The organism is Scandinavium goeteborgense, from assembly GCF_003935895.2.
Taxonomy (GTDB): Bacteria; Pseudomonadota; Gammaproteobacteria; order Enterobacterales; family Enterobacteriaceae; genus Scandinavium; species Scandinavium goeteborgense.
Map to the genome: position 1 here is coordinate 2040995 of NZ_CP054058.1, position 24503 is coordinate 2065497.

Consider the following 24503-nt stretch of genomic DNA (forward strand, 5'->3'; position numbering starts at 1 on the left):
TGGAGACTTTGATGGCGAGCAGTAACTTGATTAAACAATTGCAAGAGCGGGGCCTTGTGGCTCAGGTGACGGATGAGGAAGCGTTAGCAGAGCGACTGGCGCAGGGCCCGATCGCGCTCTATTGCGGCTTCGATCCGACCGCTGACAGCTTGCATTTGGGGCATCTTGTTCCCCTGTTATGCCTGAAACGCTTCCAGGAAGCAGGTCACAAGCCTGTGGCGCTGGTAGGCGGAGCGACCGGTCTAATCGGCGACCCAAGCTTTAAAGCGGCAGAGCGTAAGCTGAACACCGAAGATACCGTGCAGGAGTGGGTGGATAAAATCCGCAAACAGGTTGCCCCGTTCCTCGATTTCGATTGTGGCAGCAATTCCGCCATTGCGGCGAATAACTACGACTGGTTCGGCAGCATGAACGTGCTGACCTTCCTGCGCGACATCGGTAAGCACTTCTCTGTAAACCAGATGATCAACAAGGAAGCGGTGAAACAGCGTCTGAATCGTGACGATCAGGGTATTTCCTTCACCGAGTTTTCCTACAACCTGTTGCAGGGTTATGACTTTGCTTGCCTGAACAAACTGCACGGCGTGGCGCTGCAGATTGGCGGTTCCGATCAGTGGGGCAACATTACCTCCGGTATCGATCTGACCCGTCGTCTGCACCAGAACCAAGTGTTCGGCCTGACCGTTCCGCTGATTACCAAATCAGACGGCACCAAATTTGGTAAGACCGAAGGCGGCGCAGTGTGGCTGGATCCGAAGAAAACCAGCCCGTACAAATTCTACCAGTTCTGGATTAACACCGCGGATGCGGACGTTTACCGCTTCCTGAAATTCTTCACCTTCATGGACATTGCCGAAATCAATGCGCTGGAAGAAGAAGACAAAAACAGCGGTAAAGCTCCGCGCGCCCAGTACGTTCTGGCTGAGCAGGTGACCCGTCTGGTACACGGTGAAGAAGGTCTGGTGGCAGCAAAACGCATCACCGAAAGCCTGTTCAACGGCACGCTGAGTGCGTTAAGCGAAGCTGATTTCGAACAACTGGCGCAGGATGGCGTGCCGATGGTCGAAATGGAAAAAGGTGCTGACCTGATCCAGGCGCTGGTGGACTCTGAACTGCAGCCGTCCCGTGGTCAGGCGCGTAAAACTATCGCTTCTAACGCAGTCACCATCAACGGTGAAAAGCAGATTGACCCGGAATACACCTTCGCTGAAAGCGATCGTCTGTTCGGGCGTTACACGCTGCTGCGTCGCGGTAAGAAAAACTACTGCCTGGTGTGCTGGAAGTAATCTTCCCGTTCCCAGCACATTAAAAAGGCCGCTTAGCGGCCTTTTTTTATTGCTCGATGACACTCGTGCTTATCGGGCCTACTGAATACCTTCTGCGGCCATCGCTGCGGTGACGCCCGGACGGGCCGCCACGCGTGCCATGTAGGCTTCAATATTCTTCAGCCCGCTAATATCCAGTTTCACCGCGCGCGCCCAGCGCAGTACGGTAAACAGATAACCATCGGCAATCGTAAAGCGGCTCCCGCAAATCCACTCGTTATCACGCAGAGCGTCGTCCACGTACTGCATTTTCTTCTCCAGCAGCGCGCGGACGGTTGGCTTGAAGTCTTCAGGGGTATCGGGACGGAACAGCGGCGTAAAGCCTTTGTGCAGCTCTGTAGCGATGTAATTCAGCCATTCCAGCGTTCTGTAGCGCGCAATGCTACCGGCCGGGGCCAGCAGCTGGCGATCGGATTTGGTATCGGCGATGTACTGCATAATCGCCACGCCTTCGGTCAGCAGAGTGTTGTCATCCAGCTGCAGGGCGGGCACCTGGCCTTTTGGGTTCACTTGCCAATAATCTTCCCCGTTTTCCAGCTGCTTTTTTGCGAGGTCAACGCCGACCAGCGAAAAATCCATCCCGCTCTCTTGCAACGCGATGTGGGAAGCAAGGGAACAGGCGCCGGGTTTGTAGAACAATTTCATGACGAACTCCTATGGACACAGATGTGTCCCTTATCCTAGAGCGCGAACAGATAAAAAAAAAGCCGCTGAACGTATCAGCGGCTTAATTAATTTGTTTTCCGGGAAAGTTATGCGGAAGCAGCCTCGCGAGCTTTTGCGATATCTGCTTCGTCATCCAGAGTCATGCGATTCAGTTTCGGTGCGGTCAGCAGCATCAGTGCAGCGATAACCGCGGTCGCGATACCAATCTTCATGAACACATCACCGTAGACGTGCAGGGACATCAGAGGGTCGGTGACGTTTTCTGGAACCGCCATCAGGTTAGCCACGTTACCGGCGATGATTGCAGCACCGGCAGTCGTCAGGAACCAGCTACCCATGATGAAGCCCATCAGACGCTGTGGAACCAGCTGTGCAACCATTGCCAGACCCAGACCGGAGATCATCAGCTCACCGATGGACTGTAGCGCGTAGCTCAGAATCAACCAGTTTACAGAGACGATACCTGCATCAGATGCGAATTTCGCACCCACTGGCAGCACCAGGAAGGCCAGAGAACACAGCACCATACCGAAGGCAAATTTATGCGGCATCGGCATACGGTCGCCCATCTTGTTATAGATAGCGGCCAGAATCGGGCTACCAATCATGATCCAGAATGGGTTGAGTGCCTGGAACTGTTCTGGCTCAAACGCGATACCCAGAATGGAATGCTCAACGTTACGGATAGCGAAGAAGTTCAGAGACGTTGGCATCTGGCTGTACAGCACGAAGAACACGATAGCTTCAACCATCAGGATGAAAGCAACGAGCATCTTACGACGTGCAGCACCCTGCATAGCGAAGGTTTCTTTCGCGAAGATGCAGACGATACCCAGAGCAACAACGCCCAGAACCATGCGTGCGATGCCCTGGTTGTGCAGCAGCCAGGTGGCGATAGCAACCAGAATCACAACACCGACGATAGTTGCCAGCAGTTTTCCGACGTGTACCGGCGCGAAGTCAGGCTTAGAGCCGTAGCTTTTCACCCATCTCTGGCAGAACGCGAAGTTCACCACGGTGATACACATACCGACTACGCTCAGCGCAAACGCTGTGCTCCAGCCGTATTTCGCCGCCAACCATGGTGTGGCGAGCATAGAGAAGAAGGAACCGATGTTGATGGACATGTAGTACATGGTGAATGCACCGTCCAGACGCGGGTCCTCTTTGTCGTAGCAGGTAGAAAGCAGGGCAGACGGGTTCGCTTTGAACAGGCCGTTACCGACCGCGATGGTCGCCATACCCATATAAACGACAGCTGCGTCATGACCTGAGAAAGCTACCAGTGCGTAACCGATCGCCAGAACGATGGCGCCCAGCATGATAACGCGTTTGGTACCCAGAACTTTATCGCCCAGCCAGCCGCCAACAGCGACCAGACCGTATACCAGCGCACTGAATGAAGAGAACAGCGTAATGGAGTCCGATTCGGACATACCCAGTTGTTTCACCAGGTAGACGGCCATGATGCCCTGGAGGCCGTAATAGCCAAAACGTTCCCAAAGTTCGATAGAGAATATGAGATAGAACGCTTTAGGTTGTTTGAAAGCGTTGAGACTTACGCTTTCTTCAGTTGGTTTATTGTTTGCAGTAGACACATATACCTCTTTTTTTACATCCCATATTAACGGGGGTGGTGGGCGTGACGTTCGTTTTGACATCCGCCTTATAATTATTCTTGGAGGGGAAAACGGGAGGTAATGTTCACTATCCTGAACGTTCACACAAGGGGTTTGTAATACTCTGTTACACATAACGAGATCGTTATAATCGTCCGTTCATCTAAATGTTATTCAGCGTTTAACATCGTCGTTTCGATTCCGTCAGATTTTTACACTAAAAAAGAGCCCATCATCGGGCCAAAAGGCGAGATGTTCTGCTGTTTTGCTTTGAACCCAGTGATATGGTCCATTAATCCGAAAAATAGTGGTGATATGTCTGGTTAAAAAACAGTTAACCACTGCATCAGCAAAGGCTTGGGAGCATTTTTATAACATTGATGTAACGTTATGTTATCGAGGTGATCTAGATCACATTTGTATAGAAATTTTAGCTGATAAAAAAACGATTAACCTGCCAGGGCGATAAACGACCGGATCATGCATTAGTTTTAGGCAGAGAAGAGAGTGAATCAGAAGGCAGGAAAGCCGCGCGACAGCACGGCCTTAAGACGGGATCAGCCGTCGACTTTTTCTTTAAATTCGCACAGGTCTTCAATCAGGCAAGAGCCACATCGAGGTTTGCGTGCGATGCAGGTATAGCGGCCGTGCAGAATCAGCCAGTGGTGGCAGTCGACTTTAAATTCGGCTGGTACCACTTTCAGCAGTTTCTCTTCGACCTGTTCGACGTTTTTACCCGGTGCGAAGTGCGTGCGGTTGCAGACGCGGAAGATATGGGTATCGACGGCGATAGTTGGCCAGCCAAACGCGGTATTCAGCACCACATTCGCGGTTTTGCGTCCTACGCCGGGCAGGGCTTCGAGCGCGGCCCTGTCTTCCGGGACCACGCTGCCGTGCTGTTCGATGAGAATGCGGCAGGTCTTAATCACATTCTCGGCCTTGCTGTTAAACAGGCCGATAGTCTTGATGTACTCTTTCACGCCGTCGACGCCAAGTGCCAGCATCGCTTCGGGGGTATTCGCCACCGGATACAGCTTTGCCGTGGCCTTATTGACGCTTACGTCCGTCGCTTGCGCGGAAAGCAGCACCGCAATCAGTAGCTCGAATGGGCTGGTGAAATTCAGCTCTGTAGTCGGGTGCGGGTCGTTGTCCCGCAACCGGCTGAGGATCTCGAGGCGCTTCTCTTTATTCATCAGGCTTTCCCTGTCGTGGCTTTCACGTCCGGCGCGACTTCACAATGGTTACGTACGCGGGTCGCCTTCTGCTTCATTCGCTGATCGATAATGTATTTACCCGCCAGCAGCATCCCGAGACCAATAAACGCGCCCGGTGGCAGCATTGCCAGCAGGAACGGCGTATCGGTGTGGAACACTTCGATACGCAGCACTTTGGCCCAACTGCCCAGCAGGCCATCCGCGCCGTCAAACAGCGTACCGTTGCCGAGAATTTCACGGATGGAGCCCAGCACAAACATTGCGCAGGTCGCACCCATCCCGATGGCGAAACCGTCGAGCGCGGATAGCATGGGACCTTGCTTCGCAGCGAAGGCTTCGGCGCGGCCAACGACAATACAGTTGGTCACAATCAGCGGGATGAAAATACCCAGCGACTGATACAGGCCGAATGCATAAGCGTTGATCAGCATCTGCACCGAGCTTACCACCGAGGCGATGATCATCACGTAAATCGGAATACGGATTTCAGGCGGCGTCCAGCGGCGAAGCAGGGAGACAAACAAGTTGGTCAGCGTCAGTACCAACGTGGTCGCCAGCCCAAGCCCAAGGGCATTGGTCGCCGTGGAGGTGACCGCCAGCAACGGACACAGCCCTAAAAGCTGCACCAACGAGGAGTTGTTTTTCCATAATCCCTGAACAATAACGTCTTTGATTTCGCTCATGATTTACTCTTCACAGGGGCTAAGTTCGTTAATCTGCTGCGGTAGCGTCTCGGCAAACAATCCGGCGCGTTTTACCGCATTCACCACCGCGCGAGGCGTAATGGTGGCCCCGGTAAACTGATCAAATTCGCCGCCATCTTTCTTCACCGCCCACTGGCTGTCATTGTCACCGTGAATGATTTTACCGGCGAAGCGGGTGATCCAGTCGGAATGGCGCAGCTCGATTTTATCGCCCAGACCCGGTGTTTCATGGTGCTGGGTCACGCGAGATCCGAGCACGGTTCCGCTAAAATCGGCACCGACCAGCAATTGAATGGCACCGGAATAACCGTCCGGGGCAGTGGCTTCCATCACCACGGCGACCGCCGCGTCATCTTTGCGGGCGATATAAATCTTATGGCTGCCTTTGCCTAACGCCGGGGCGTCCAGCACATAACAGCTTTTCAGCAGGTCGTTATTATAGCTTCCCTGCGGCACCACCTGATCGAACAGCGCCATTTGTTGTTTGGCCGACTGAATATCAATGGTGCTTTTGGTCATCTGATTAATGATGGCCGTTGTTCCTGTGGCTCCCGCGGCGAAAAGGGCCAGCGTGATGCCGTGTTTGCGAATCGTCGTCAGCATGGTCGTTCTCAGCGGTGTCCATAAACGCGCGGGCGCGTGTAATAGTCGATCAGCGGCACGGTAATATTGGCCAACAGCGTCGCGAAGGCCACGCCATCGGGATACCCGCCGAAGCTACGAATCAGCCACACCAGCACGCCAGCCAGCGCGCCGTAAAGCAAACGACCGCGATTGGTGGTAGAGGCGGTCACCGGGTCGGTCAGAATAAAGAAAGCACCGAGCATCGTCGCCCCGGACAAAATATGCATCTGCGGCGAAGCCAACGATTCTGGCGAGAATACCCAGCCGAGTGTGGCGCAGACGGCCAGCGATACCAGGAAACTGACCGGAATATGCCAGCGAATGGCCCGTTGCCACAGCAGGAAAAGACCGCCCGCCAGATACGCGACGTTCACCCACTGCCAACCAATGCCCGCCAGCGCCCCGCGATAAATCATGGAGTGCAGAATGTCAGTCACGCTGTGGCCTGCGTGCAGCGACGTTTTAAAGGTGTCCAGCGGCGTCGCCTGGCTGATACCGTCCACGCCAATCCGCAGCGCGTTGATATCGGTTCCGGTGGCAGTATGTCCGCTGAGGATAATTTGCAGTGTATCCATCAGGCCCGGCGTATTAATCGCGATTTCCTGCGGCGGTAGCCAGGAGGTCATCTGCACCGGGAAGGAAATCAGCAGCACCACGTAACCAATCATCGCCGGGTTAAACGGGTTATTCCCCAGGCCGCCATACAGTTGCTTGGCGATAATCACCGCGAAGGCAGTACCGAGCACCACCATCCACCACGGCGCCATCGACGGAATACTGATTGCCAGCAGCAGCCCGGTGAGTAGGGCGGAATTGTCGCCCAGTGTTTTACCGATTTCCTGTTTGCGCAGACGCAAAATAGCGGCCTCTGCGACCCAGGCGGTGACGCTGGCGAGCAGGATTTGTATCAGCGTGCCCCAGCCGAAAAACCAGGTCTGAACGGCGATCCCCGGCACGGTCGCCAACAGGACCAGCAGCATAATGCGCGAGGTCTGGCGATGGTTGTGGGTGTATGGGGAGCTTGCGATTTTAAAGACCATTTATTCCTCGTTTACTGCCTGTTTTTCTGCTTTGCGTGCTTTCGCAAGGGCGATAGCCGCTTCAACGGCGGCTTTACGCGGATCAATGGTTTCAGCCTCTGGTTCGTTAGCGGCCTGCTGTGCCGCTTTACGCGCTTTGGCTCGGGCAATGGCGGCTTCAACGGCTGCTTTGCGCGGGTCAACGGCTTCGACAGCAGGTGCATTTGCCGATTGCTGCTCAGCTTTACGCGCTTTGGCTCGGGCAATAGCGGCTTCAACGGCGGCTTTACGCGGGTCGACGGCGTCGACAGCAGGTGCATTTGCCGATTGCTGCTCAGCTTTGCGCGCTTTGGCCCGGGCAATGGCCGCTTCTACAGCGGCTTTGCGCGGGTCGACGGCGTCGACAGCAGGTGCATCTGCCGATTGCTGTTCAGCTTTACGCGCTTTGGCTCGGGCAATGGCGGCTTCAACAGCGGCTTTGCGCGGGTCAGCGGCATCATTTACTGTTTCAACTGCGCTATCGGTCTGGCGTTTTTCTGCCTGAGCGGCACGCGCCTGCGCCTTGCGTGCTTCACGAGCGGCAATGACCGCGCTGTTATCGGGCTGCGCACCGGCCTGAATGACAACCGGCTGCGTCGCCTGCTGTTGCTTGTCTCGTACGCGGTTCAGGGCGGCGTTAATTGCATCCTGATCCTGGGCGGCAGGCTGAGCGGCAGATTGTTTATGGCGCTCAAGGCGGGCGGCTTTATCACGCTCGAGGCGCGCGGCACGCGCTTCGAAACGGGCTTTGGCTTCAGCCGCACGTTTTTCTTCCTGCTGGATGGCGGAGATCTCAGCCTTTTCCTGACGGAAGTATTGCACCAGAGGAATATTGCTCGGACACACCCACGCACAGGCGCCGCATTCGATGCAGTCCGCCAGATTGTGCGCGGTGGCTTTGTCGTGCTGCTGGCCCTTACTGAACCAGTACAGCTGCTGAGGCAGCAAATCTGCCGGGCAGGAATCGGCGCAGGCGCTACAGCGAATGCAGCTCTGTTCTTCTTCCGGTTCGCCCATTTCTTGTGGGGAAGGGGCCAGCAGACAGTTGGTGATTTTAACCACCGGGACATCGAGCCACGGCAGGGTAAAGCCCATCAACGGGCCGCCCATGATCACCATTTGCTCAGGACTTGGGCAGAAACCGGCGTCTTCCAGCAGATGACGCACCGGCGTACCCAGTCGCGCCCAGACGTTACCCGGCCGCGAAACGGATTCACCGGTCAGGGTCACGACGCGTTCGGTCAGCGGTTCACCGTCGATAACCGCGCGCTTAACCGCAAACGCCGTCCCGACGTTTTGCATCAATACGCCGATATCGGACGAACGCCCACCGTGCGGAACCTGCTTGCCGGTAAGGATCTGCGTCAGCTGTTTCGCGCCGCCGGACGGATATTTGGTCGGGATAACCCGCAGGCTAATACCATGCGCATCGGCCAGCACCGCACGCATCATCGAAATGGCCTGCGGTTTATTGTCTTCGACGCCGATGAGCACTTCTTTCGGCTGCAGAATACGCGCCAGAATGCGAATACCGTCGACGATTTGCGCCGCGCAATCCTGCATCAGGCGGTCGTCGGCGGTGATATAAGGCTCGCATTCGGCGGCGTTGATGATCAGCGTGTCGATTTTATCGCCGCCGCCTTTCAGCTTGGTGCCGGTCGGGAAACCAGCGCCACCGAGTCCGGCTACGCCGAAATCATGAATGCGTTCGATAAGTTCTTCACGGCTGCGGTTCTGCCAGTCGTTCCAGCCATCGCGATCAATCCAGCAGTCGTCTCCATCGGCTTCGATAATGACGCTCATTTCGGCTAGCGCGGAAGGATGGGCGGTGGAGTGGGGCGCAATGGCGAGAACGGTGCCGGATGTGGGCGCGTGAACTGGCAACATACGGCCCCAGCCACGGGTCAACGGTTGACCGCGCAGAACGCGATCGCCGGCGCTCACGGCCAGTTCGCCTTCGGCGCCAATATGCTGTTTCAGCGGAATGACATAACGCTGCGCAAGAGGAACCTGGCGCAGCGGCGTGCCATTAGACTGGGTCTTCATTTCCGGAGGATGAATGCCCCCGTCGAAGTCCCAGATTTTGTCCTTTCTGAACGCGGAGAATAACTTAAGCATGGTGTTCCACTGGAATGATACGGACTGGAATGGTTTGCAGATCCCACTTCCAGCTCTCGGTCGTCTCTGCGACCGGAATTAATTCGATACATTGCGTCGGGCAAGGGGCGACGCAGAGATTACAGCCGGTGCACAGATCGGTGACCACGGTGTGCATCGCGCGGGTGGCGCCAACAATGGCATCGACCGGGCAAGCCTGAATGCATTTGGTGCAGCCGATACAGTTCGGTTCGTCGATAACCGCAATCATGCGCACGGGCTCAACGGCCTGCTCATCGCCGTCGATAGGCTGCGGTTCTACGTTAAGCAGCGTGGCGATTTTCAGCATTACTGCTTCGCCGCCCGGCGCGCAGCGGTTGATTTTCTCGCCCTGGGCGCCTACGGCTTCTGCGTATGGGCGACAGCCAGGGTAACCGCACTGTCCGCACTGGCTCTGCGGCAGGATTTCATCAATTTTTTCCACCACCGGATCGTCCTCGACCGCAAAACGGCGCGAAGCGTATCCGAGAATGCCGCCAAAAATCAGGCCTAACAGGCTGAGGGCAGCGATGGCAATCCATACTAACGTCATTACAACTTCACCAAACCACTAAAGCCCATAAAGGCCAACGACATCAGCCCGGCGGTGATGAGCGCAATGGCATTCCCGCGGAAAGGGGCAGGTACATCGGCCACCACGAGGCGTTCACGAATCGCTGCGAACAGCACCATGACCAGTGAAAAACCGACCGCCGCAGAGAAACCATACAGCGCCGATTGCAGGAAGTTATGGCCAAGGTTGATATTCAACAGCGCCACGCCGAGCACAGCACAGTTGGTGGTGATCAGCGGCAGAAAAATCCCGAGCAGACGATAAAGCGCCGGGCTGGTTTTACGCACCACCATTTCGGTGAACTGCACCACCACGGCGATGACCAGAATAAAGGCCAGCGTGCGCAGGTAAATCAGATTAAGCGGAATGAGGATCCAGGTATCAATCAGCCACGCGCAGACCGACGCAAGCGTCATCACGAAGGTGGTGGCGAGACCCATCCCCATGGCCGTTTCCAGTTTTTTGGAAACGCCCATAAACGGACACAGCCCAAGGAACTTCACCAAAACGAAGTTATTAACAAGGACGGTGCCGATAAAGAGCAGCAGGTAATCAGTCATATTGGGCCTGGAACGAAAAAAAAGCCGCCTATTATCGGTCAAACCGCAGCAGGCGACAACAGATTATCTGTAGGGTTATTACGGCTTGATGAAGGTCCGTTTCACGCGCGCTGAACGCTTGAAATACGGAACCAGCAGCGCGGTGGCCAGTAACGGGAACAGCAACTGTCGTAATGCGAGGGCATCAGACACCGGCGCAAAGGCAAAGGCTTTCACCGCCAGCAGCACGGAAATCAGTAGCCAGATAATGTAATGCTTAGGCACCAGCTTGCGGCGTTTAAAGAATGCCGCGGTCAGCCACAGGGTGTAACACCACATGCCAACGGCGAAAACCAGCGACAGCAGCCACAGACTTAAATTGGTCGATGTTAAAGCGGCCAGATTCGAACGTGCAGCAGGCGACAACAGCACGCCAGCGTACAACAGGACCGCCAGCGAAGCGCTGAGTAAGGCCACAATGAGCCATGCCAGCGGGGCGAGTAGCCAGCCACCAATACGTTCTTCCGTCGGTTCAGCGGACATTACTTCTCCAGAATCAGCGTCAGTCAAAAATGCAGGGCGAGAAGTATAAGCAACTGACGCGTGAGAAAACAGTCTTTATTGCACGTAGCGCCAGACGGTCTTTGGCACCTGGCCGACATCGTAAAGACGCCCGCCGGAAACCAGTTCCGCACGACGGTGATCGGCCGCGCGATACATATTCACGATTTCCTGGTTGTCCGTTAGCGAGTAATTAAGATGATCAAAAAGTTTTTCGAGACTTTCCAGAGAACTGATCTTTCGGAATTTTAATAAATAATCCTGAACGGTCATGTTAGCGATCTTCCATTTTATGATGTTGTATTTATTAGGTAAAAATAACCTGGTGAGGGCAATCTTCGCCAGTCAGGGCAAGGAAGTCAGGCGATAAGATGTGCAGGGATTATTTAGGCTAAAAATACCAAAAACAAGCGCAGAACGTCATTCTGTTGCTGTAAAATTTAATTTAAGAATTTTCTAAGCTAAATATCAGGCGCCGGACGGCGCCTGGTGAGGAAGATTAACGCTGTTCACCGCGAGTGGCAATCACGTTTTGATACCAGAAGAAGCTCTTTTTGCGTTTACGGGCCAGGTTTTGCTGGTGATCAACATAAACAAAACCGTACTGTTTTTTGTAGCCATTCAGCCAGCTCAATAAATCGATAAATGACCACGGATAATATCCACGAACGTCAGCGCCCTGCGCCATGGCTTTTTCCATTGCGTCGATATGCATGCGTAAATAGTCAATTCGTGGTTCGTCGACAATTTCCCCGTCAATAATCGGGTCTTTTGCCCCGAGACCATTTTCGGTGATGTACATCGGAATATCGCCATAACGTTCTTTGATCATCATGATGCCGTCAGTTAATCCCTGCGGCCAGATTTCCCAGTCCCAGTCGGTATAAACGCCATCCGGATTGCGGACGAATTTAAACAAGTCTTTAAAGCCAAATTCCGTGCCGCTGTTCGGTTCACCGTTATGATTGCTGGCGGTTTTGGTTTCACCCGGGTTGGCGACCACGGTTTCACGGCGATAGTAGTTCAGCCCGATAAAGTCGCAGATATTGTTGCGCAGCAATTCGTCATCGCCGGGCTCAAAGCGGGGCACGTCCCACAGCGCCTGAGTTTGCGCCAGCAGCGCTTCCGGGTAATGGCCTTTCAACACCGGGTCGTACAGCCAGTGGGTGTGAATGGCATCGGCAATGTCAGTGGCAATACGGTCTTCCGGGCTGTTGGTCAGCGCGGTATGCGGTTGCAGCACGTTCACAAAACCAATTTCGCCCTGAACGTTCATTTCGCGGAAGGCTTTCACCGCCAGCGCGTGAGCGATAAAGACCTGGTGGCAGGCCTGAACGGCTCTCGCCGGGTCACGCACTGAAGGCGGATGGCTGCCGGTAATATAGCCATGGCCGATAAACACGATGGTTTCGTTGAAGGTTGCCCACAGCTTAACGCGGTCGCCATAGCGCGAATAACAGAGGCGGGCATACTCTTCGAAAGCGTGTGCCGTCGAGCGTACTTCCCAGCCGCCTTCATCCTGCAAGGCCTGCGGCAGATCCCAATGATAAAGGGTAATCATCGGCACAATATTGTGCGCCAGCAGGGTGTCTATCAAATCACTGTAAAACTTGACCCCGGCTTCATTGATCGCACCGCGGCCGTTGGGCAGCAGGCGAGGCCAGGAGATTGAAAAACGGTAGCTTTGCAGGCCCATTTCGGCCATCAGCGCCACGTCTTCCTGCATGCGGTGGTAGTGATCTACGGCGACGTCGCCATTGGTGTCCTGATAGGTCGTACCGGGGAGATGAGAGAAGACGTCCCAGATGGAAAGTCCTTTGCCATCTTCGTTGTGTGCGCCTTCAACCTGATACGCGGCGGTTGCAGCGCCCCAGAGAAAGTCTTTCGGAAATGCAGCCATTACACGCTCCTTATCGATGAGATAAGTCCAGTGTAAGGAGTGAGGATGTGGGTCTGCAACCGGTTTCAGAAACCGGTTACATAGTTGCGACCGAAGTCACTTTCTGGTGCTTACTTATGCGGCTGGGCCGCAACAGGCTGCTCTGGTGGCTGGTAATTATCAATATGATGCGCTGCAATAAGCAGCAAAACGCACACACCAAGCACAATCCAACCCACCAGCTCGACGATGCGATTAAATACCATAGTCATAACAATCAATGTCCAAAATTATCCAGGGGCGAAATATTACCAGGAACACGGCGTTCGGGCCAGGGAGTTGCGGAACAATCTTGCGGCTTTTTTCACCAGTAGCTGAAAGTTACAGCGCTCGTAAAGGCGGCAGGGGGATAATGTTAATAATAGGTTGTGAGCATCCTGCATATGTTGTGAAATGACGGACATCCACAGATGAGGGCGATAACATGAGTGACACTATCCGGGTCGGATTAATAGGCTATGGCTACGCGAGTAAAACCTTCCACGCGCCACTGATTAGCGGTACGCCGGGCATGGAGTTGGCGGCGGTTTCCAGTAGCGATGAAGCGAAGGTGAAAGTGGACTGGCCAGGCGTGAAAGTCGTCTCTGAGCCAAAGCATTTGTTTAACGATCCCAGCATCGATTTGATTGTCATTCCTACACCTAACGATACCCATTTCCCGCTGGCCAAAGCCGCGCTGGAAGCGGGTAAGCATGTAGTGGTGGATAAGCCGTTTACCGTGACGTTGTCACAAGCTCGCGAGCTGGATGCGTTAGCCCGCAGTCTGGGCCGTCTGCTTTCCGTGTTCCATAACCGCCGTTGGGACAGCGATTTCCTGACCGTTAAAGCATTGATTGCCGACGGCACCCTCGGGGAAGTGACCTTCTTTGAATCACATTTCGACCGCTATCGTCCGGAAGTGCGTAACCGCTGGCGTGAACAAGGCGGTCCGGGCAGCGGCATCTGGTACGATTTGGCTCCACATCTGCTCGATCAGGCGGTGAATCTGTTTGGTCTGCCGGTCAGCCTGACGGTCGATCTGGCGCAGCTGCGTCCGGGCGCACAGTCCACGGATTATTTCCATGCCGTCTTAAACTATCCGCAGCGTCGCGTGATTCTGCACGGCACGCTGCTGGCGGCGGCGGAGTCTGCGCGTTATATCGTGCACGGCACCCGCGCGAGCTACGTGAAATACGGTCTCGACCCGCAGGAAGAACGCCTGAAAAACGGTGAACGACTGCCACAAGAGGATTGGGGATACGACATGCGCGATGGCGTTGTCACGCGTGTGGCCGGCGACGAGCGTACCGAAGAAACATGGCTGACGGTACCGGGCAACTATCCGGCGTACTATGCAGGTATCCGCGATGCGCTGAACGGCAGCGGCGAGAATCCGGTTCCGGCTAGCCAGGCGATTCAGATTATGGAATTGATTGAGCTGGGGATTGAATCAGCGAAACATCGTTCGACGCTGAGCCTGACGTGATTCATTGCCCGGTGGCGCTGGCGCTTACCGGGCCAACATTTCGCTGTTGTAGGCCCGGCAAGCTCACGCCGCCGGGCGTTTTTTTAAGCCGCTTTCACCTTCTCAATCAGCGCCTGTTTCTCCTGCGCAGACAGGAACGCAATCTCCAGGCCGTTAATCTGCGCCTGACGGATCTGCACTTCTGAAAGGCCTGCCGCCGGGGCCGCAACCTCATACTCGTGAATAATGTCGATTCCCTGAACCGCCGGGTCGTCGGTATTCAGCGATGCCAGCACGCCGTGTTCCAGGAAAACCTTCAGAGGATGACGCTCAAGCGACGGCACGGTGCTGGTCTGAATGTTGGAGGTCAGGCAAGATTCAATCCCGATGCGCTGCTCAGCGAGGAAGTCCATCAGGGCACGGTCTTCTACCGCCTTCACGCCGTGGCCGATACGTTCGGCGCCCAGCTCACGAATTGCCTGCCAGATGCTTTCTGGCCCAGCCGCTTCGCCTGCATGGACGGTGATACGCCAGCCCGCGTCACGCGCGCGGTTGAAATGGTTAAGGAACAGGCTGCCTGGGAAGCCCAGCTCATCACCGGCCAAATCCAGCGCGGTGATACTGTCGCGATGGGCGAGCAGGGCGTTGAGCTCCTGTTCGCACGCGGTTTCACCAAAGGTACGACTCATGATGCCAATCAGGTTCGCCTGAACCGGGAAGTCACGGCAGCCCTGTTTGACCCCGGCAATCACCGCTTCTACCACGCCAGCCACCGGCAGGTTGTGTGTCATCGCCATATAGCCCGGTGAAAAACGCAGCTCAACGTAATGCAGGCCGTTACGTGCGGCGTCTTCAATGTTTTCGTAGGCGACGCGACGGCAGTCATCGAGATCCGCCAGCACTTTCACGCCCCAGTCGAGTTTGCTGAGGAAGCTAACGAGGTCAGGCTCAAGGCTGGTGACCTGCACATGCGGGCGCAGAGTATCCAGAGTGGAAGCGGGAAGCGCGATATTATGCTGGCGACCGAGTTCAAGGATGGTTTGTGCGCGAATGTTGCCGTCAAGGTGGCGGTGAATGTCTGTCAGGGGCAGGTCTTTATGAATCATGGTCGCACTCTTTTTTTAGTTAAAGTGCGACGTATTATAGAGTCAAAGCGGATGAAAAAGCCATTTTGCGCAACGAAAATATCCGTTGCGCAACAGGATCAGCGGACGGCGTGGATGGCGTTGATCAAGCCCTGGACACCGAGTTCAAGTTTACTGCGCGGGCAACCTGCATTCAGACGGACAAAACAATTGCCTTCTTCGCCATAGGTATAGCCCGGCATGATGGCGACTTTTTGCTGCTCAATCAGGACTTTTTGCAATAGTTTGTCGTCAATGTGCAATGGGCGTAAATCAATCCACGCCAGATAGGTTGATTCTGGCGGCTGCCAGTTCAGTTCCGGGAACGCGGCGTTCAGTTCGCTGGCGATAAAGCGCAGGTTGCCCTGTAAATAATCGCGCAGCGCATCCAGCCACGGCGCGCCGTGTTCATAGGCGGCAATGTGCGCAACCACTGCGGGAATCGAGGGGGAAGAGAGCCCATCACGGCCTTTCAACGCGCTGAGGTAATCGTTGCGCGAGGTTTCATTACCAATCAGGCCATATGCGCCGGTAAGCGCCGGAATGTTGAAACTCTTGGAGCCAGACGTGAACAGCGCCCAGTCACTTTGTGCGACGTCGCACCATGGAATATGTCGATGTCCGTTCCACGTCATATCCATATGAATTTCATCACTGATCACTTTCACATCGTGCTTCTGACACAGTGCGGCGATGGTAGTCAATTCTTCGCGGGTCCACACTTTCCCGGTCGGGTTATGCGGGCTGCACAGCAGCAGCACTTTGTTCCGCGGTTCGGCGAGCACGCTTTCCAGCAGGGCCATATCGCAACCCCAGCCTTTACTCGTCTGGTGCAGTGGCACGGCGGCGATAGTGCGATGATTGCCTTCAATCGCTTTGTAGAACGCGTCATAAGCCGGGGTTTGCACCACGATGCCGTCGCCCACGTCAGACCATTGGCGGATCATCTGGGAAACCATGTAGATAACCGACGGGCCGTACACCAGGTGTTCGGGGTTAATCACGCTGTCAAAACGGGTCTGGAACCAGTGCTGAATGGCACCGAGAAACTCGTCATTCTTCCAGCGGCTGTAGCCGAGTACGCCGTGGCTCAGACGCTGACTGATAGCTTCAAGCACGCAAGGCGCGGTCGGGAAATCCATATCCGAGATAGTGAAAGGCAGCAAATCGGCAACGCCGAAGCGGTCTGCGACGTAATCCCACTGCGTGCACCAGGTACCGTGGCGGTCGACGACCGTTGAGAAATCAAACATCGGAAACTCCATTTCGGTCAAAACGGGTGAGGAAACATTGTCCCCCTTCAGGGCGAAGGGGGAAAGGGGATTTACGCCTCGACGCTGTGCATCAGGGTCGCCATTTCATCTTTCACCGACTGCACCTGCGGGCCAATCACGACCTGCAAACTGTGCTGGTTCAGCTGTACTACGCCGATGGCACGGTTCGCTTTCAGAGATTCAACGTCGACTTTGGTCATGTCATCAACTGACAGACGCAGACGGGTCAGGCAGTTATCCAGGTTGGTGATGTTATCCGCGCCACCGAGTGCCGCCAGAATAGCCGGAACGTTGTAACCCGATTTACCGATAGTGCCGGTCATTGCTTTTTCCACGCTGGATGCGGTTTCGATATCGCGGCCCGGCGTTTTCAGGTTAAAGCGGGTGATAGCGAAGCGGAAGATGGTGTAGTAGGCCACGAACCAGATGATGGCCACTACTGGCACCAGATACCACTTGGTCGCCAGACCGTGCAGGATCCCGAATACCACGAAGTCGATGATGTTGCCGTCAGTGTTACCAATGGTCACACCCAGGACTGCCATCACGGTGAAGCCAAGGCCGGTCAACAAGGCGTGGATGACATACAGAACCGGAGCCACGAACAGGAACAGGAATTCCAGTGGTTCAGTAGTGCCGCCGACGACGCAGGCAACCACGCCGGAGATCAACAGGCCTTTAATTTTATGACGGTTTTCTGGACGTGCGCAGTGGTACATCGCCAGCGCAGCACCCGGCAGGCCGCCAAGGAAGGCTGGCATTTTGCCCTGAGACAGGAAGCGCGTTGCGCTTTCGGAGAAGCCTTGCGTGGTCGGGCAGCTCAGCTGCGCCTGGAAGATGGTCAGTGCGCCGCTAACCGAGTGGCCGCAAACATCCATGGTACCGCCAGCTTCGGAGAAGCGGATCAGAGCCACCAGAATGTGGTGCAGGCCGAATGGCAGCAGCAGACGCTCCCCGGTGCCGAAGATCATCGGACCAAACTCACCGGCTTCGTTGATCACGTAACCGAGGGCGTTGATGCCTTTCGCGAAGACAGGCCAAATCAGTGGAATAACCAGACCGACCAGGCCGAGCACCACGGTGGTGATGATGGGCACGAAGCGGGTGCCACCGAAGAACGCCAGCGCGTCCGGCAGGCGAATAGAATGAAAACGCTCGTGCAGCATCCAGACGATAACGCCGCAGATAACCGCGCCGAGAATACCGGTATCAATAGACTGAATACCAATCACGTTCTGGATGTTGTTGGCTTTCAGAATGGCGGCATCGGTTGTTGGCAGAATGCCCTGCGCCGTCAGCCAGAAGTTGACGCCAAGGTTCATTACCGCGAAGCCGACAAAACCGGCAAAAGCGGCAACGCCTTTGTTATCACGCGCCAGACCCAGCGGGATTGCGATACAGAACATCACCGGCAGGAAGCTGAAGGCAAACGAGCCGACCTTACCCATCCAGATGAAAACGGCCTGCAGGAACGGGGTGTCCAGCCACGGAAGCAATGTGGTGACGTCATGGCTGCTCAGCGAGCTGCCGATCCCCATCATGATCCCGCAGAACGAGAGAAGTGCCACTGGCAGCATGAAGGTCTTGCCGAGCTGTTGGAAAAATTCCCACAGGCTAATTTTTGGTGCTGCTTTCGCCGTCATTAAACGACTCCTTGTGCTTAAAAATCTGTTGTAGTTGTAGAATGCAGCGAGAAGATAAAACGTTTTACCTAACTTTAGTGCGAGGTAAATCACATAATCAAACTATGATTAGGTTTATAAATATAACCCATTGATAAAACGTTTTATCGCTACGCAGGAGTGGCAAGCGGCGCATGGCCATTGCAAAAAAAGTCACCATTAACGATGTTGCGCATGCGGCGGGGGTCTCGGTCGCCACCGTGTCGCTGGTGTTAAGCGGCAAAGGGCGCATCTCCACGGCGACCGGGGAGCGAGTGAGTCAGGCCATTGAACAACTTGGCTTTGTACGTAACCGCCAGGCGGCATCATTACGTGGCGGACAATCGGGCGTGATTGGGCTTATCGTCGGCGATCTTTGTTCGCCTTTTTACGCTGAACTCGCCGCAGGCGTGATTGAATCCCTCGAATCCCAGGGAAAAATGGTATTTCTCACTCAGGGCGGCCGCAAGGGCGAACACATGCTCGAGCGCTTCGATACTCTGGTGTCCCAGGGCGTTGACGGAATTGTGATTGCCGGGGCGGTGGACAGAGGGGCGGAACTGCGCACCAAAGCGGAGGACAACGGGGTGCCGCTGGTGTTTGCTTCCCGCGCGAGCTACCTCGATGACGTTGACCTGATTCGCCCGGATAACATGCAGGCGGCGCAGATGATAACCGAGCATCTTATCCGTCGCGGACATCAGCGCATCGCCTGGCTTGGCGGGCAAAGCGCTTCGTTGACCCGCGCGGAACGCGTCGGCGGCTACTGCGCCACGCTGCTCAAATTTGGTTTGCCGTTCCACAGCGAATGGGTGGTGGAGTGCGAGGCCAGCCAAAAACAGGCATCTCAGGCGTTAACCCAACTGCTGGGCCAGAATCCGACCATCACCGCCGTGGTTTGTTACAACAGCGTAGTGGCGATGGGCGCCTGGCTTGGGTTGATGCGTTCCGGCTGGAAAAGCAGTGACGAAGGGGTCGATTACTACGACAAACGTGTCGCGCTGGCCGCTTTCGCGGAAGTCCGAGAGAAAGATCTGGATGACGCGCCAATGAGTTGGGTGATAACCCCGGCCCGGGAAATGGGTAAAAGCGTGGCGGAAAGAATGCTACAGCGACTTGATGATGGAAAGAGCACGGTGCGTAATCAGATTATGCCGCCGCGTCTGGTTAAGCAGCAGTAAATAAAACCGGCAGCAGCGCTGCCGGTTCTTTTATCAGTTTGGCGCGATGGCCGGGGCAGCAGGTGCCGCTTCACCCTGTGGAACCGGGGCTGGCGCTTCACTCTGCGGCGCTGGAATGGCAACGTCCGGTACGCCGAACATTCCGACAAAATCAGCCAGTGGCATTTTCTTTCCGTTCAGGGAGACCTGACCGTTCGAGTATTGCAGGCTGGACTGAATATTGTTGTCCTGCTGGGTGGTGATGCGGAACATCTGACCCATCGCCGCCAGGCCTTTCACCTGCTGGCTTGCCAGCTTCTCGGCATCGGCCTGCTGATAACCTTCCAGACGTGCTACCTGAGTCATGAACTCGGTCGCCATATCCATTGGGATAACCAGTTTGCTGTCCAGGGATTTCACGCTGCGATCGACTTCCTGCGCCAGCGTCTGCGGGGCGATGGTCGCCTGGGAAGGATCCTTCAGGAACAGGGACAGATTAAAGGTGGTTTCGCCTTTGCTGTTTTTCCAGCTCAGCGGTGCCACGGTAATGACCGGCTCGCCTTTCAGCAGCAGCGGCAGGGCGCCGAAGAACGCTTCGGTCACTTTCTGCTGGTACACTTCCGGGTTATCCATCACGCCAGGCTGCGCAAGCAGGGCCTGAACCTGACCGTTATACTGCTGGCTAAACTGGTGCCACGCCTGGCCGTCAATCCGACCAATTTTCAACGCCAGTTTGCTGCTGCCCATGTCCTGGCCCTGAAGTTTCAGGCTGTTGAGCGCGTAGTCCAGCGTTGCGTCGATGGTTTTACCGTCTTTCGACAGGTTGGATTTACCGTCGATGGTCATACCGTCGAGCAGCGCCAGTTCTTTGCCTTCCACGGCAATCGACATTTTATCCAGGGTCACTTTCTGATTACCGATGCGTTCTGCGAAGCTGGTGAGCTTGCTGTCGCCGCTGGTTTTCAGGTTGTTGAAGGTAACCTGTACTTTCTGGTTGTATTCGTTAACCGCGTTAATCACGCCGCTTTCCATGTCACCGTTGAGGGCGAAAGCGTTGCCATCACGGTCTGCATCAAGCTGGAATTCGCCGCCGCTGAACGCGACTTTCTCTTCGCCTTTTTCGTAATTTAACGGCTTGAGGCTGATGTCGGAGCGGGTATCACCGGCATAGCTGATGCGGGTGCTGATATCAAACGGTGACTGACCTTTCGCCAGTTCGAACAGCTGTTTGCTGGCCTCGTTGTTCACCAGTTTTGACTCAACGGTCGCCATCGCCGGGACGAGGTTAAAGGTTTTTAGCGATGCCATTGGGAACGGGCCGTGAGACACGTTTTCATCCAGCACGATGGTTTGACCCGGCTTCAGCCAGCTGCTTTTCGCGCCGTCTGCCGGTTTAACCACCATCTGAAGATGGCTGCTGAACACGCCGCGCTGGTAGTTTTGATAGGCCAGCTGAATACCGGCTTCCGGCACGGTGCTTGCGAGCTGCGCATTGGCTTGCGCAACCATATCGGCCAGACGGCCTTCCAGCTGTTTACCGGTGTACCAGGAGCCCCCGGTCCACACCACTCCTAAAGCCACAATAATTCCAACTGCAACCAGCGATTTTTTCATAGCGTTTGTCCATAAAATAAAAACAGGCGGAATCGTCCGCCTGTGATGTCGTTAGGCTGCCTCAAGCTTAGCAAGAGTTGCCCCGATCTTCAGTATTTACTTGAGCTTATTAAAAACCCGCGCCACACGGCCGACGCCGCTCAGGCTGATCGGTGATTCGTTAGCGGCGACAAAAGCGGACTCGCCTGGCTTCAGTACCAGCTGCTGTTCACCTTTGCGCAACACGGCTTCACCCTCGACACAAAACAGGATCGCGGCGCTTTGTTGAGCCACGTCGGCACCCGCGGTGTTGAGGTCATGCAGAGAGAACGCAAAATCGTCGACCGGGATTGGGAAATCAAGCTCAGAGCCATTATTAGCTGGCTGTGTCAGCAGTTCGGCCGCGGGTTTTGGCGTGAATTTCACGTTCGCCACCAGTTCCGCAATGTCGATGTATTTCGGCGTCAGACCGGCACGAAGGACGTTATCGGAGTTCGCCATCACTTCCAGCGCCACGCCCTGTAAATAAGCGTGCGGGGTTTCTGCGAACAGGAACATGGCGTCGCCTGGGTTGAGCTTCACCACGTTCAGCAGCAGCGGTGAGAACAGGCCGCTGTCGTCCGGGTAGAACTGAGCGATAAAGCGAATGGTTTCCCACGGCTCGCCCTGTTGGCTATTCAATGCAGCTTTCAGCACAGCCAGCGCACGGGATTTTTCATCGCCCTGCATATTCAGCAAGCTGGCGAACAGCTGGCTCAGACGCTCGGCGCTCGGCTCCTGCAGGAAATGGGCGATAGACGTGTGCGCGCCAGACACCGGTTGCAGCAGAGAGACAATGTCAGAAAATTCGCGGAATGCATTCATCGCCAGGAACGGCGTGAGGGCAAACACCAGTTCCGGTTTGTGGTTCGGATCCTTGTAGTTACGCTCAGCGGCGTCCAGCGGAATGCCTGCGGCGTTCTCTTTGGCAAAGCCTTCTTCGGACGCTTTCTTATTCGGGTGAACCTGAATAGAAAGCGGGTTATCGGCGCACAGTACCTTAAACAGGAACGGCAGTTCACCGAAACGCTCGGCAACATTTTTGCCGAGCAGTGCGGCTTTATCGGCGTCGATAACGTCACGCAGGCTACGGACCTGGCCGCTGGCGTCGGTTATCTTTGAGCTGCTCTTCGGATGTGCACCCATCCAGAGTTCTGCCATCGGCAGGTTGTCCGGGTTGGCGATACCGTAGAGATCCGTTAACGCAGTTTTACTACCCCAGGCATAGTTCTGCACTGAGTTGATGAGTTTTTGCATTATCAAGCCCTGTATTCATAAGGAAATTATCTTTTGGTATTAAACCAATAAACCGCACAGAAGTAACCCACTCCTGGAAAAAGTCGTACTAGTCTCAGTTTTTGTTAAAAAATTGTGTAGGATATGCGGACTCGCTTTTCCCAGGGTCTATGGAAAACTGGCCCGTGAATTAATCAGCCAACGTCGTAAGTGAGAGTGCAATGTCGAACAAACCCTTTATCTATCAGGATCCTTTTCCTCTGAAAAAGGATGACACCGAGTATTATCTCCTCAGTAAAGACCACGTCTCTGTCACCGAATTTGAAGGCCAGGAAATCCTAAAAGTAGACCCGCAGGCGCTTACGCTGCTGGCCAAACACGCCTTCCACGATGCCTCCTTTATGCTGCGTCCGGCGCATCAGCAGCAGGTCGCCGATATTCTGAATGACCCCGAAGCCAGCGAAAACGATAAATACGTGGCGCTGCAGTTCCTGCGTAACTCTGATATTGCGGCGAAGGGCATTCTGCCGACCTGTCAGGATACCGGTACGGCAATTATCGTCGGTAAAAAAGGCCAGCGCGTCTGGACCGGCGGCGGCGATGACGCGGCGCTGGCCCGCGGCGTGTATGACACCTATATCGAAGACAACCTGCGCTATTCCCAGAACGCGCCGCTGGACATGTATAAAGAGGTCAACACCGGCACCAACCTGCCTGCGCAGATTGATCTCTACAGCGCTGACGGCGAAGAGTACAAGTTCCTGTGCATCGCCAAGGGCGGCGGTTCTGCTAACAAAACCTATCTGTATCAGGAAACCAAAGCGCTGATCACCCCGGCGAAGCTGAAAGGCTATCTGGTCGAGAAAATGCGCACGCTCGGCACCGCCGCGTGCCCGCCGTATCACATCGCGTTTGTCATTGGCGGTACGTCCGCGGAAGCGACGCTGAAAACGGTCAAACTGGCGTCGACCAAATATTATGACGGCCTACCGACCGAAGGGAACGAGCACGGTCAGGCATTCCGTGACATTCAGCTTGAGCAGGAGTTGCTGCTCGAAGCACAGAATCTCGGCCTCGGCGCGCAGTTCGGTGGCAAATACTTCGCTCACGACATCCGCGTGGTGCGCTTGCCGCGTCACGGCGCGTCCTGTCCGGTGGGAATGGGCGTGTCCTGTTCCGCTGACCGCAACATCAAAGCGAAAATCAACCGCGAAGGCGTGTGGATCGAGAAGCTGGAACACAATCCGGGCAAGTATATTCCTGAGGAATTACGCAACGCCGGAGAAGGCGAAGCGGTCAATATCGACCTCAACCGTCCGATGAAAGCGATCCTCGCCCAGCTTTCTGACTTCCCTGTGTCCACCCGTCTGTCGCTGAACGGCACCATTATTGTGGCTCGCGACATCGCTCATGCCAAACTCAAAGAGCGCATGGACAATGGCGAAGGTCTGCCACAGTACGTGAAAGACCACCCGATTTACTACGCAGGTCCGGCCAAAACGCCGGAAGGGTATGCCTCGGGCTCTCTCGGGCCAACCACCGCCGGGCGTATGGATTCCTACGTCGATCAGCTACAGGCGGAAGGCGGGAGCATGATCATGCTCGCCAAGGGCAACCGCAGCCAGCAGGTGACCGACGCGTGCCATAAACATGGCGGGTTCTACCTCGGTAGCATCGGCGGCCCGGCTGCCGTTCTGGCGCAGGGCAGTATCAAGAGCCTGGAATGCGTCGAATACCCGGAACTGGGGATGGAAGCCATCTGGAAAATCGAAGTAGAAGATTTCCCGGCGTTTATCCTGGTGGATGATAAAGGTAACGATTTCTTCCAGCAGATTCAGTCGTCGCAGTGCGACCGCTGCGTGAAGTAGTTTTAGTCGGTGTTGTTTTGCCCGATGGCGCTATCGCTTATGGGGCCTACCTGTTTCGCTGGTGTAGGCCCGTGCAAGCGCAGCGTCGTCGGGCGATGTTTACATTTTAACGTTCTGCACGGCATGTGAGTTTCGTCTAACCCCT

The 24503-nt window shown here is 55.3% G+C and carries 22 protein-coding genes; 4 read left to right on the top strand and 18 right to left on the bottom strand.

Going from position 1 to position 24503, the window contains the following annotated elements; genetic code table 11:
- The first annotated feature begins 11 nt into the window (after nt 1-11).
- Nucleotides 12-1286: a tyrosine--tRNA ligase gene (gene tyrS, locus A8O29_RS10560; protein ID WP_125355735.1), complete on the top strand. Its 1275-nt coding sequence runs from the start codon at nt 12-14 to the stop codon at nt 1284-1286.
- Nucleotides 1287-1364: 78 nt separating this feature from the next.
- Here tyrS and gstA read toward each other — a convergent pair whose 3' ends face one another.
- The 13 genes from gstA to blr form a co-directional block, all read right to left on the bottom strand.
- Nucleotides 1365-1970: a glutathione transferase GstA gene (gene gstA, locus A8O29_RS10565; RefSeq protein ID WP_125355733.1), complete on the bottom strand. Its 606-nt coding sequence runs from the start codon at nt 1968-1970 to the stop codon at nt 1365-1367.
- A gap of 107 nt (nt 1971-2077) precedes the next feature.
- A complete protein-coding gene (dtpA, locus tag A8O29_RS10570) occupies nt 2078-3589 on the bottom strand; it encodes a dipeptide/tripeptide permease DtpA (RefSeq protein ID WP_125355731.1) in 1512 nt (503 codons plus the stop codon).
- A 578-nt stretch (nt 3590-4167) separates the two neighbouring features.
- Nucleotides 4168-4803, bottom strand: a complete 636-nt coding sequence (gene nth, locus A8O29_RS10575; RefSeq protein ID WP_125355729.1) for an endonuclease III — start codon at nt 4801-4803, stop codon at nt 4168-4170.
- Entirely contained in the window at nt 4803-5507 is a 705-nt protein-coding gene (locus A8O29_RS10580; protein WP_125355727.1) for an electron transport complex subunit E, read from the bottom strand. Before A8O29_RS10580 ends, nth begins: the two co-directional genes overlap by 1 nt.
- 3 nt (nt 5508-5510) lie before the next feature.
- Nucleotides 5511-6131 (bottom strand): electron transport complex subunit RsxG, encoded by a 621-nt coding sequence (rsxG, locus tag A8O29_RS10585; protein ID WP_125355725.1) that lies wholly within the window; start codon nt 6129-6131, stop codon nt 5511-5513.
- A gap of 8 nt (nt 6132-6139) precedes the next feature.
- Nucleotides 6140-7192, bottom strand: a complete 1053-nt coding sequence (gene rsxD / locus A8O29_RS10590; protein WP_125355723.1) for an electron transport complex subunit RsxD — start codon at nt 7190-7192, stop codon at nt 6140-6142.
- Nucleotides 7193-9328 carry an electron transport complex subunit RsxC gene (rsxC, locus tag A8O29_RS10595; RefSeq protein ID WP_174081297.1) on the bottom strand — a complete coding sequence of 712 codons (2136 nt, stop codon included), beginning with the start codon at nt 9326-9328 and terminating at the stop codon, nt 7193-7195.
- Nucleotides 9321-9899 carry an electron transport complex subunit RsxB gene (gene rsxB / locus A8O29_RS10600; protein WP_110508397.1) on the bottom strand — a complete coding sequence of 193 codons (579 nt, stop codon included), beginning with the start codon at nt 9897-9899 and terminating at the stop codon, nt 9321-9323. Before rsxB ends, rsxC begins: the two co-directional genes overlap by 8 nt.
- A complete protein-coding gene (gene rsxA / locus A8O29_RS10605) occupies nt 9899-10480 on the bottom strand; it encodes an electron transport complex subunit RsxA (RefSeq protein WP_110508395.1) in 582 nt (193 codons plus the stop codon). Before rsxA ends, rsxB begins: the two co-directional genes overlap by 1 nt.
- 78 nt (nt 10481-10558) lie before the next feature.
- On the bottom strand, nt 10559-11002 hold the full coding sequence (locus tag A8O29_RS10610; protein WP_125352024.1) for a DUF2569 domain-containing protein: 444 nt from the start codon (nt 11000-11002) through the stop codon (nt 10559-10561).
- Nucleotides 11003-11077: 75 nt separating this feature from the next.
- Nucleotides 11078-11293, bottom strand: coding sequence for a transcription modulator YdgT (ydgT, locus tag A8O29_RS10615; RefSeq protein WP_125352023.1), 216 nt, complete (start codon nt 11291-11293; stop codon nt 11078-11080).
- A gap of 226 nt (nt 11294-11519) precedes the next feature.
- Nucleotides 11520-12920 carry a GH1 family beta-glucosidase gene (locus A8O29_RS10620; protein ID WP_125352022.1) on the bottom strand — a complete coding sequence of 467 codons (1401 nt, stop codon included), beginning with the start codon at nt 12918-12920 and terminating at the stop codon, nt 11520-11522.
- Between the two features lie 110 nt (nt 12921-13030).
- The gene (blr, locus tag A8O29_RS10625) at nt 13031-13171 is read right to left on the bottom strand and encodes a division septum protein Blr (RefSeq protein WP_110508386.1); all 141 of its coding nucleotides are present in this window, start codon (nt 13169-13171) and stop codon (nt 13031-13033) included.
- A gap of 212 nt (nt 13172-13383) precedes the next feature.
- Here blr and A8O29_RS10630 point away from each other — a divergent pair, with 212 nt between their 5' ends.
- Nucleotides 13384-14424, top strand: coding sequence for an oxidoreductase (locus A8O29_RS10630; RefSeq protein WP_125352021.1), 1041 nt, complete (start codon nt 13384-13386; stop codon nt 14422-14424).
- A gap of 83 nt (nt 14425-14507) precedes the next feature.
- Here A8O29_RS10630 and add read toward each other — a convergent pair whose 3' ends face one another.
- The 3 genes from add to malX all read right to left on the bottom strand — a co-directional run bounded on the left by add (nt 14508) and on the right by malX (nt 18444).
- Nucleotides 14508-15509 (bottom strand): adenosine deaminase, encoded by a 1002-nt coding sequence (add, locus tag A8O29_RS10635; RefSeq protein WP_125352020.1) that lies wholly within the window; start codon nt 15507-15509, stop codon nt 14508-14510.
- 98 nt (nt 15510-15607) lie between these two features.
- Nucleotides 15608-16780, bottom strand: coding sequence for a MalY/PatB family protein (locus tag A8O29_RS10640; RefSeq protein WP_174081298.1), 1173 nt, complete (start codon nt 16778-16780; stop codon nt 15608-15610).
- 71 nt (nt 16781-16851) lie between these two features.
- Nucleotides 16852-18444 (bottom strand): maltose/glucose-specific PTS transporter subunit IIBC, encoded by a 1593-nt coding sequence (malX, locus tag A8O29_RS10645; protein WP_125352019.1) that lies wholly within the window; start codon nt 18442-18444, stop codon nt 16852-16854.
- Between the two features lie 173 nt (nt 18445-18617).
- On the opposite strand from malX, the gene A8O29_RS10650 reads away from it, so the two are divergent.
- Nucleotides 18618-19643, top strand: a complete 1026-nt coding sequence (locus A8O29_RS10650) for a Mal regulon transcriptional regulator MalI (protein ID WP_125352018.1) — start codon at nt 18618-18620, stop codon at nt 19641-19643.
- 33 nt (nt 19644-19676) lie between these two features.
- Here A8O29_RS10650 and A8O29_RS10655 read toward each other — a convergent pair whose 3' ends face one another.
- Together A8O29_RS10655 and manA are read right to left on the bottom strand one after the other, a co-directional pair.
- Complete coding sequence (locus A8O29_RS10655) at nt 19677-21236, bottom strand: YdgA family protein (protein WP_125352017.1); 1560 nt, start codon at nt 21234-21236, stop codon at nt 19677-19679.
- 96 nt (nt 21237-21332) lie between these two features.
- The gene (gene manA, locus A8O29_RS10660; protein WP_125352016.1) at nt 21333-22511 is read right to left on the bottom strand and encodes a mannose-6-phosphate isomerase; all 1179 of its coding nucleotides are present in this window, start codon (nt 22509-22511) and stop codon (nt 21333-21335) included.
- A 200-nt stretch (nt 22512-22711) separates the two neighbouring features.
- On the opposite strand from manA, the gene fumA reads away from it, so the two are divergent.
- Nucleotides 22712-24358, top strand: a complete 1647-nt coding sequence (fumA, locus tag A8O29_RS10665) for a class I fumarate hydratase FumA (protein ID WP_174081299.1) — start codon at nt 22712-22714, stop codon at nt 24356-24358.
- Nucleotides 24359-24503: the final 145 nt, after the last annotated feature.